At 43.0% G+C, this 9,845-nt stretch carries 5 protein-coding genes; all 5 read right to left on the reverse strand.

Translation table 11 applies throughout. From position 1 onward, the window contains the following. Nucleotides 1–4 precede the first annotated feature (4 nt). Nucleotides 5–3,580, reverse strand: coding sequence for a glycosyltransferase (locus tag H6G03_RS22870; RefSeq protein WP_190468982.1), 3,576 nt, complete (start codon nucleotides 3,578–3,580; stop codon nucleotides 5–7). Between the two features lie 17 nt (nucleotides 3,581–3,597). Beyond that, complete coding sequence (locus H6G03_RS22875) at nucleotides 3,598–6,489, reverse strand: glycosyltransferase (protein ID WP_190468986.1); 2,892 nt, start codon at nucleotides 6,487–6,489, stop codon at nucleotides 3,598–3,600. Further along, the gene (locus H6G03_RS22880) at nucleotides 6,444–7,334 is read right to left on the reverse strand and encodes a class I SAM-dependent methyltransferase (protein WP_242057012.1); all 891 of its coding nucleotides are present in this window, start codon (nucleotides 7,332–7,334) and stop codon (nucleotides 6,444–6,446) included. Before H6G03_RS22880 ends, H6G03_RS22875 begins: the two co-directional genes overlap by 46 nt. Before the next feature lie 41 nt (nucleotides 7,335–7,375). Next, nucleotides 7,376–8,797 (reverse strand): ABC transporter ATP-binding protein, encoded by a 1,422-nt coding sequence (locus H6G03_RS22885; protein WP_190468989.1) that lies wholly within the window; start codon nucleotides 8,795–8,797, stop codon nucleotides 7,376–7,378. A gap of 74 nt (nucleotides 8,798–8,871) precedes the next feature. Continuing rightward, nucleotides 8,872–9,717, reverse strand: a complete 846-nt coding sequence (locus H6G03_RS22890; RefSeq protein WP_190468992.1) for an ABC transporter permease — start codon at nucleotides 9,715–9,717, stop codon at nucleotides 8,872–8,874. Nucleotides 9,718–9,845: the final 128 nt, after the last annotated feature.

A 9,845-nucleotide genomic window follows, 5' to 3' on the forward strand; every position in this document is an offset into this window, starting at 1 on the left:
TAAATCAATTGGTTTCCTCTAGGGCTACTTGTTTAGTCAGTAAAAGATGCTTTTCGAGCAGGTCTTTTTCATCGAACATTCTACAAACTTTAGCATAAGCATTGCTAGCCATACGCGCCGATTTTTCTGGATTTTTCAAGCATTCCTCAATTGCATCAGCTAAAGCTTTCGGGTTGCCAGATGGCACTAAGTATGCTTCATGTCCATCACTAACCATTTCCGGAATACCAAAAACGTTGGTGCTGACAATTTTGAGTTGAAATGCCATTGCTTCTAAAATTACTCTAGGGAACGACTCTTCAAAACTTGAGAATACAAAAACATCGCTCAGAGCAAAAAAGTCAAAGATATCTTTAGTTTTGTCAAAAATATAGACATTTGTCAGTTCTAATGCTTTGATTTGATGCTGTACGAAGTTGAGGTAACTGGGCACGTTACCGCCAACTATAACGAAAGATAAGCCTGCATTCCGTTCGGGGTAGCGAGTTAGCAGTTCTTTGATCGCTTCTACTAAAATATGCTGTCCCTTCCGTTCGCAAATAGTTCCCACCATCGTGAGAACGAGATCGTCTGGATTAATACCATATTTAGCGCGTAGGTCAGATTTATTATGAGAGCGGCGGAATTGGTTGATTTTGTCTATAGGAACTGCACCGGGAAAGGTGCGGAAATTATCTTTAGCATTCAACCTCTGAAACAAGTTACAGGTCGCTTCAGCTTGGAAAACAACTTTATTAGCATTGACAAAACAATCTTTCAGCAATTGTCGCATAGACTCTTCTGAGCCTTCTCCAAAACAGTGCTTGATGCTTTGTTCGATACTGATGCTTTCGTGAATATTCCAAATACTTGGCAATCCGAATAACCGTGCCATTTCCACACCCCAGAAAGTTAGTAAGGTGTTGGCTACGACTATATCGAAGGAAGATAGATCGAGGCGATCTCCTAATTTTCTTAACCGATTGCGAAATTCTTCTACCGATTCGTCGCTCAGTGGTACTTGGTTGGAAACGATTTTTACAGGGATGTTTAATTCTTCATAAAAATCTCGCAAAACGCCATCTTCTGAAGATATGACGTTGACCTGATACTCGCCCGCTGTAGCAAAGTGACGCGCATAGTTGTAAATAATTAAAGGCGCTCCTTCCAAATTTAAATTGTGGGTAATTACCAGTACTTTTAATTTACCCACTCGTTCTGTATGACAGTATTTGGCTGGATTTACTGCCATCCACATGGATTCTATATCTAAATTTTCGTTGAAGTAGGGGTCTCGAAAATTCGGATATCTGCTGAGAAAATTTAAATGTTCTCGGTAATCGTAATCTTTGCCTCTGGAAGCGCTGGTAACGTGGATGAGAGTTGCTTGAGGTGTAAAAACAACTCGTTTGCCAGATTGAATAACGCGCAAACAGTAGTCTACGTCGTTGTATTGTACTGCGAAGTTTTGTTCGTCAAAGCCACCTAATTCTCTGTATAAAGCGGTTGGCGTTAAAAGACAAGCACCGGTGACTGCCGATAGATTGCGTGCGGCATGGGGTAAAACAATATAACCTATTTCTTCTGTGTGTAGATTATGGAATAGATGATCGGCGAGTCCATTATGGGGCCCAATGACTACACCTGCGTGTTGAATAGTGCGATCGGGATATAAAAGTTTAGCACCTACTATGGCCACATCATCTATTGACATCCAGCCTACCATGTCCTCTAACCAGCCTGGGGCGATCGCTTCTATATCGTTGTTGAGATGAAGCATATAGGGCGTATCGACGTATTTAGCAGCGAGGTTCATTAACCTTGCGTAATTGAAAGGTTCCTTAGTTCGTCCTGAGTGAATGACTCGGCATTGTAGGACTTGATTTTGTACTAATTTTTTGAGATAGTCGTGAGTTTTCTTCTCCTGGGAGTCATCATCTATGATGAGTAGCTTTACGTAACGCTTATCAACAGTTCTTTCTAAACTAGCTACGCATTTTTCTAGCAGTTCAACTTTGTCTCTGGTGGGAATGGCAATAGTTACGGGATTTTCCGCTAGCAAGCTGGCGTCCCACTTCAATTGATACAAACATAAGCCGTGCTTTTCTGCAAGGGCAGGCAAAAATGGTTGGGCTTTGAGACCGCGACGTTGAATTGTATCTGATATGCCGCGATAGGCACTATCGAATACGTAGCGTTTTTGCGTGCCGTGGGAAGCTGTACTTTCGGAATGGGATCTCCAGTGATAGCAAACTTTGGAAATGTGTTTAACTTTATCTATATTTGTGTGTTCGGTGACTCGTAAAAATAAATCCAGGTCTTGAGCTCCTTCAAAACCTTTTCGCATCCGACCGGCTCGCTCGACTATTGTTTTGCGGATGACAGTAAAGTGCTGGGTAAAATTGTGGGTGAGCATCATTTCTGGACTCCAGGCACCCTTCAGTTGGGGATCGTACCTGCGTCCAGTTTCATCGATTTTGTCTTCGTCTGTGTAAATCCAATCGACATCGGGATTGTTGCTAATACATTCGGCAACGTGCAGTAGGGCGTCCGGCGATAAGAGATCGTCGTGATCTAAGAAGCCAACGTATTCACCTGTAGCTAAATCCAAGGCAGAGTTTGTCGCTGCTACGATGTGTCCGTTTTGTTGTCTAAAAGTTACTTTTATGCGGGAGTCCGATGCTTGTACTTCTGTCAAAACTTCTTTGACGTGAGGCTTGGTGGAAGCATCGTCAGCTAAGCAAAGTTCCCAATTGGGATAAATTTGCTCGGTGACGGAATTAATCATCTCCCTGAGAAATGCTTCCGACGTGTTATAAACGGGAACAACAATGCTGATTTTCGGGCCGCTGTTTTTTAGCTTTTGAGCATCTTCTGCCATGCGTGCTAAAAGCTTTGGGGTGAGACGGTTTGTTTCTAGCCATCTTTGATAGGGGTCTTGCAGTTGCCAAGGATGAGTTACGTTGAAACTTTCGAGAGCGATTTGGCGATCGTTTTTCTGTTGTTGATAGTAAATCCGCAGTTTGCGAACCCACTCAAATGGAGAAGGCGATAAGCGTCCGTGTTGGTATGCTGCGATTGCTTTGCGTGCGGCACCGTAAATAAAAAGAATTGGGTTGAAGCGTTTAACTTGCTCTGATGGAGAGGGCTGCACTCTAATGCGGCGAGTAAAACAACAAATCTTTTCGCCATTTTCGAGGACTGCCCAAATTGTGATGATAATATTTCCGGAGTAGTTCGGCCCTAAAAAGATATTCCACCGAAATCCAGATAACGCTGCGTTTGGCAAGTCGGGGAATACTTGTGCTACGTCAGGACGAGGCAAACCGTAGGATATCGGCTCTTCTGGTAAGCCGTCTCTGGACAAGCTGAGGGATTGAATGGGGGAGTTTTTGCTCCCGATCCAACCTACCACAACCAACATTCCGTTAGTGTTAATTTCGTTGATAGTTGGGCAATCTAGGCAACCGAGTAAGTCGCCTGTGGGAACTACTTCTATGAATAAGTCATCTTCTGACGAAATAGTTTCTGATTTTACCCCCAGGAAGGGTAATTTTGCTTTTTGAGCAAATTCTGCCATATCGGATAAATTTTTTTTCATTTTTTCTCAGTATTTTTTTATAAACCGATCGCCTGTTTGAATCGAAGCCACGCTGTTCTCAATTTCCAAAATTTACTGCTTTCCATTTCTTTAATGGTCGATCGCGCTTGTGCGAGATCTGCTTGAACGATTTGCAGTTGATTGTACGATCGCTCCCAATCTGTCTGCATTTGTACGAGTTGGGATTGCGATCGCTCCCAGTCTGTTTGCATTTGTACGAGTTGGGATTGCGATCGATCCCAGTCTGTTTGTATTTGTACGAGTTGGGATTGCGATCGCTGTGCTTGCTCTTGTGTTTGCTCCCAAGCAGTTTGGACGCGCTGCACTTGTTCCTGCGCTTGCTCCCAAGCGGTGTGAATTAGCTGGGTTTGCTGCTGTGTCTGCTCCCAGGTATTTTGGATTTGGTGCAACTGCTGCTGCGATCGCTCCCATTCGCTGTGAGTTAGCTGTGCTTGCTCTTGTGTTTGTTCCCAAGCAGTTTGGATGCTTTGCACTTGTTGCTGCGATCGCTCCCAAGCAGTTTGGATGCTTTGCACTTGCTGTTGCGCTTGTTCCCACTCGCTGTGAGTTAGCTGCACTTGCTGTTGCGATCGCTCCCAAGCAGTTTGGATGCTTTGCACTTGCTGTTGCGCTTGTTCCCACTCGCTGTGAGTTAGCTGCAATTGTTGCTGCGATCGCTCCCAAGCAGTTTGGATGCTTTGCGTTTGCTCTTGCGATTTTTGCTGGGATTCTTCCCAAGCAGCGTGTGTTTGGCGCAATTCCTCCTGGGATTTTTCCCAGGTGCTGCGGATGCGATCGACTTCTGACTGCGCTTGTTGCCACAAGGCGTGAGTCAGGGATACTTGTTCTTGGGATTCTTTCCAAGCACTGCGGATGCGATCGACTTCCGACTGCGTTTCCTCCCAAGCTGATTGGATGCGCCGCAGTTCTGATTGCGTTTTCTCGCTAGCGGCGTGAGCTATTTGCACTTCCGATTGTGCTTGCTCCCAAGCACCTTGGATGCGAAGTATGTCCCACTGCGCTTCCTCCCAAGCTGATTGAATGCGCTGTAACTGTTCTTGCGATTCTTCCCAAGCTGATTGGATGCGCCCTAGATGTGACTGAGATTCTTCTAATGCTGCCTGAGTTTTTGCTAATTCCATTTCCAGTCCTTCATAACGGATCTGCTCTTTTAGTAATGCAGAATCTTTTTCTGCCAAAATGTTAGCAAAGTTAGTTTTATATATTTCTAAGTGCTTCGCGCATATATAACGTACCAATCTCTCATGATTTTCCGGTATTCTGCACAAACTCACCATCGAATCTGCTCTGACCCGATAATCAAATAATACTTCTGGAATATGATAAAATTTCCATCCTTTCTCTGCTGCCGATAGCCAAAAGTCCCAATCTTCATACCCCAGTTTATCTGGTATTTTGGTGTCGTATCCGCCGCAATCTTCCCAAACTTGCTTCCGGTACACAGCACAGGCATCGATATAGTTTCTTCCTGCCAGTTTGTTGATATCGAATTCGCCTACTTCCCAAATACCCTTTCTCTCTCCAAAAAATTCTGCATCTCCGTAAACTACTCCTACTTCCGGATATTTATCTAATATTTCCATTGACTTTGTGATATATTCCGGCCTAATTTTATTATCGGAATCCAACGGCAGTATGTAACGTCCTCTAGCTTTTTTTACGCCTGTATTTCTAGCTTCTGCTAAACCCAAATTTCTCTCATGTTCGATGATACAATAACCGTTTTCTTTTAAATAATCCAAAACTTTTAATGTTACTTTTTCGGTCGAACAATCGTTTATTACTAAAATTTCGTAGACGCGATCTTGGCAGCTTTCTACGCTGGAAATCGCCTCTAAGATAAACTCGCCTTGATTGTAACAAGGAATTACAACCGTTACAGCTATCTCATTTTCTGAATCATTTAACAATCTCATTTGATTTGCTACAGTTTCATTTAACTGTGCTGAATTTGACTCCAAATATTCTGAACTTGTTCCCCGCTCTGGAGAACTTACAGATGCCAAAACAATGCTAGATTCAGAATTATTTTCCCAATCGATCGCTGACAGGGAGAATTCGCTGGGTAGATCGGCAAGTCGGTCTAATTCCTGCAACATAGAAAAGTATTGCGGTGACTTTTTATATAAATATTTTACGGCAAAGGAATCCCATTTTAAGCTTTTAAATATTTGTCGATCGTATATTAATTTAAATTCGCGATCGCTCGCCTTATCCTTTATTTCTATAGCCAGTTTATTTCGCATTAATTCAATTAACATTTCTGGCTGTTTCTGCCAAGCATTTACGTTAAATAAAACAATCCGATCCGAATGACTTTTATAAAAATCAATCAGTTTGCGATTATAATACTCCCAAATTTTCAAAGCGTAGTCACGATGTTTGGTAAAAACCGTTTCCTTCAGACGGCTAATTGAATCCTCTACATCCCACGGGTAGCGATAAACAAATAAATATTTGGCTTCCGGAAGCAAATCGTCCCAGAAATCGAGCATTAAACTTGTACGCGGGTCTTTCCAACCCCAAATAGGAAAGTTGTGCTGACGGCTGTTAATTAATTCTTTTGCTGTTTCTATATAATTTGCAAAATTGTTACTGTCCAAACTTTCATTTTCTGTCCAGCCCCAATCATGCCATCCCGATTCTTCAGGAGGACAACTATCTTGCAAAACCGAGCGCTGAAATTCTAGAAAGTCAACGTCTTCAAAGTAGCCTTTGCGATTATGCTCATCTGCCTCAAAAGTGTTGTTGCCTAAATTTACTCCTATTTGCTGTACAAACGCAGCCGTCAGAGATGTGCCAGAGCGGTGCATTCCCGTTATTATCAGTGTTTGCGGTAGTTTCAGTGCGTTGATATTGCTACTTCTAACTCTTGGTTTTCTGGCCATCTTTCCGGTGGTATATTATTCGCTATCGACGACGACAGTATTGTTTCTTTTTTTCCTTTTATTGCCAAAAATGTGTTTCGATCGGCTTCTTTTCTTTGGCGCATTACTTCATACTTTATCACTGCTGGGTTATGGCACTCATGTACGGATGTGAAACCCACCTCCGACAATAAATTATACAAGGAAGGGCGCGTAAACCAAAAACTGGTTAAATTGTCTAAGGATGCCCATAACGACTTGTTTCTTTCCTCCGGCGTTGAATTACCGCTATGTTCTGCATAGTCACTGCCCCAGTATTTTTGCTCGTTGTAAATATAGCACTTTTCGGCGTTTGTGCTGACATGAGTATCTAAAATAAGGAGCTTTTGGCAAACCGTTGCTATATTCTCCACGAAACGAAAAATATCCGGGACATCCAAGTGGTAAAGTATACCCAAACATAAGACTACATCAAAAGTGCCGTACTTTTCCGGACTGAGATTGCGAACATCGTCGTGTACCAGTTGTATGTTGTCCAGAGAAAGGGCTTCTTTAGCAAAGCGAGCTTTTTCGATATTAGCTTGTCGGCCTTCTATACCGACAACTTCTGCACCCTGAAGTGCAAGTTCTATGCCATATAAACCCTCCAGACAAGCTAAATCGAGAATCCGCAGGTTTTCAAAAGGTCGATCGACTATATCGGATATTGCTTGTAATATCCGCCTTACCTTTACCTCAGATCCGGTAATTTTTTGACCGAGCGTGTAGGTATCTTCAGCCAGCTGGATGTTGTGATTTGTCCACTCGCCAAACTTGTCTATTATTTCCTGCTTTTTTTGTGCGATCGCTTTTATCTCCATTGGCATTCACCTTAATTTTAATCAACGCCGTTTGTGGTAAAGGAGCTTTAAAAAACTTCTATTTCTTGATGTTTTTCGATCAAATCGGCATTGATGGTCAAACTTGGTTCGATCATCAAGTCAACTATACCGCTGGCATAAGAATTGGTTTCTGGTTGAACTCTGAACATTGCCACATCAATATGTCTGGAAAGATAGGTAAAATGTCCGTCTACCAAACCTGTAACGCCGGCATTTAAAAAGTAAACGCCAGGGTTAAGCAGACATTTGAAGCGAAACTTTACTATGACGATAGTTTCCGGCTCAATTTCTTCGATCGCTTGAGATGATGCCGTAAATGAAGCGCCTCCCAGTTCCAATCCACTCACGGTTTTAACCAGCATTCCAAACCGAACTTGTTGAGCGTGTTTGAGAAAAGCTACCGAGTAAGTGTAAATGTAGTCTTTCTTCCCTACTAGATGGTTCACCACTCTGCCATCTGGCATCGTTATGTGGGGATTAGTTATTTTTGCACCGCGAGGCACATAGGAAATTGTGTTGGAAGGAACCAACTCCGGATCGTAAAATTCCCGGATATTTTCTGGTTCTGTTTCTAAGTCTGGTTCCGAATTTGATGCTTCGGAAACGCTTATTTCTAATTTGTTTTCCAATATCGAAATGTTTTGCTTGAAAGCATCGTAGCTCACCGTTTTTTGCATTTCCCGGATTTCTTCCCGTAAATGCTGCACCTTGTCCTCTGGAGCGTAGAGTAGCTTATGATATTTGTCGAGAACAAACTTAGGATGATGGAAGAGTAGCTTTTCACCCCGATCCATTAAAATTGCGGCATCGCAGATTTCTATAACGGCAGTTGCAGAGTGAGAAACAAATAAAATTGTGCCGCCTCTAGCGCGGATTGTTTGGATGCGAGCGAAGCATTTGCGTTGGAAGGCTTCATCTCCAACTGAAAGAGCTTCATCTACTACGAGAATATCCGGATCGACGCTGGTGGAAACTGCAAATGCTAGCCTGACAAACATTCCGCTAGAATAAGTTTTGACAGGTTGATCGAGAAAATCGCCGATATCTGCAAACGCCACAATTTCATCAAATTTAGCTTCAATTTCTTTTTGGCTCAAACCCATTAATCTACCGTTAAAAAAGACATTTTGTCTGCCGGTAAATTCCGGGTTAAAGCCACTGCCAAGTTCTAACAATGCGGCTATGCGACCGTTGACGCGCACTAGACCGCTGGTTGGTGTAAGCGTCCCGACGATAATTTGCAATAAAGTACTTTTCCCGGAACCATTGCGACCGACAATTCCCAAAGTTTGCCCTTTAGGAACTTCCAGGTTGATATCTCGGAGTGCCCAAAATTCATCAGCTCTACTCTTTCCTGGCAGTAACAAATCTTTGAGGCGATCGGCAGGACGAGAGTAGCACTTAAAGCACTTGGAGACATTTGTGAGAGAAATTGCAATTTCAGTCATGACTCTGCTGCTAAAAGGACAAAGGATTGAGTTGAGTTACTGGGATTTTTGGTGGGGGTTTTTTATGTTAAAATTTAAAGCACATCAGCAAATGCAGGCCGCAATCGCCGATAAACTTGTAAGCCGAGCAAAAACACTGATAAAGAAACGAAACTAGCTATTGTCCATTCTTGCCAGTGCTTCAAGCTGCCTTCTAAGATGAGGTCGCGATAGGTTTCCGCGATCGCACTCATCGGATTTAAGCAAAACACCAAAGTACGCCACTTTTCTGGGATCAGGGAAGCAGGGTAGACAATCGGAGTCAGATAAAACCACAGATTTGTCAGTACCGACAAAGTTTGGGGTATATCGCGCAGGAATACCGTTAACCCGGCGACGAGATAACTTAAACCCGCCGTTAAAAGCAACTGGGTTAAGCAAACCAGGGGCAGCAACCAGAGGGTAGTGTGAACGGTTTGGGTGGTAATTCCCACCAACAGAATAAGTCCGACTAACCCGATCGAACTTTCAACAAAGGCAGACAATACTGGCACTAAGGGTAATAGCACTAAGGGAAACACAACCTTTTTTACCAAATTAGGTTGGTTGATTACGGAAACTGCCGCTGGCAATAAGCCGCTGGTGAATGCCGTCCAAGGTAGCAATCCCGCAAATATCCACAAACCAAAAGTTAACTTGTTCTCTGGCAATCCTTGCAAGCTCAACTTTACCCTGAGAACAACAGAAAAAACATAAGTGTAAATCAATAATTGGGATATTTGGTTCGCTAATGACCAAAAATTGCCCAAAATAGCGCCCTTGTATCGAGCTTCCAAGTCTCGTACAACTAACGCTTTCAGGAGATCCAACTTAGCCCACCACGGGTTATTCACAGGCAGATGGTGCCTAAATCTCCCAGCTTGACGAACAACTCCTTTCATTGACCTCAGCAAAGCTTGTTTCCTCGCTCACTACCAACACACCACAATATCGAAAAGGTCTTAGGTTAAGATTTTATTCATATTTTTGCAATTTGGGTAAAAAGTTTCTGGAGGGATTAGGGGTTAGG

Source organism: Aerosakkonema funiforme FACHB-1375 (assembly GCF_014696265.1).
GTDB classification, from domain to species: domain Bacteria; phylum Cyanobacteriota; class Cyanobacteriia; order Cyanobacteriales; family Aerosakkonemataceae; genus Aerosakkonema; species Aerosakkonema funiforme_A.

Coding starts and splice junctions, on each gene's coding strand:
- H6G03_RS22880 (WP_242057012.1), bottom strand. CDS start 7,334: ATGCCAATGGAGATAAAAGCGATCGCACAAAAAAAGCAGGAAATAATA.
- H6G03_RS22890 (WP_190468992.1), bottom strand. CDS start 9,717: ATGAAAGGAGTTGTTCGTCAAGCTGGGAGATTTAGGCACCATCTGCCT.
- H6G03_RS22870 (WP_190468982.1), bottom strand. CDS start 3,580: ATGAAAAAAAATTTATCCGATATGGCAGAATTTGCTCAAAAAGCAAAA.
- H6G03_RS22885 (WP_190468989.1), bottom strand. CDS start 8,797: ATGACTGAAATTGCAATTTCTCTCACAAATGTCTCCAAGTGCTTTAAG.
- H6G03_RS22875 (WP_190468986.1), bottom strand. CDS start 6,489: ATGGCCAGAAAACCAAGAGTTAGAAGTAGCAATATCAACGCACTGAAA.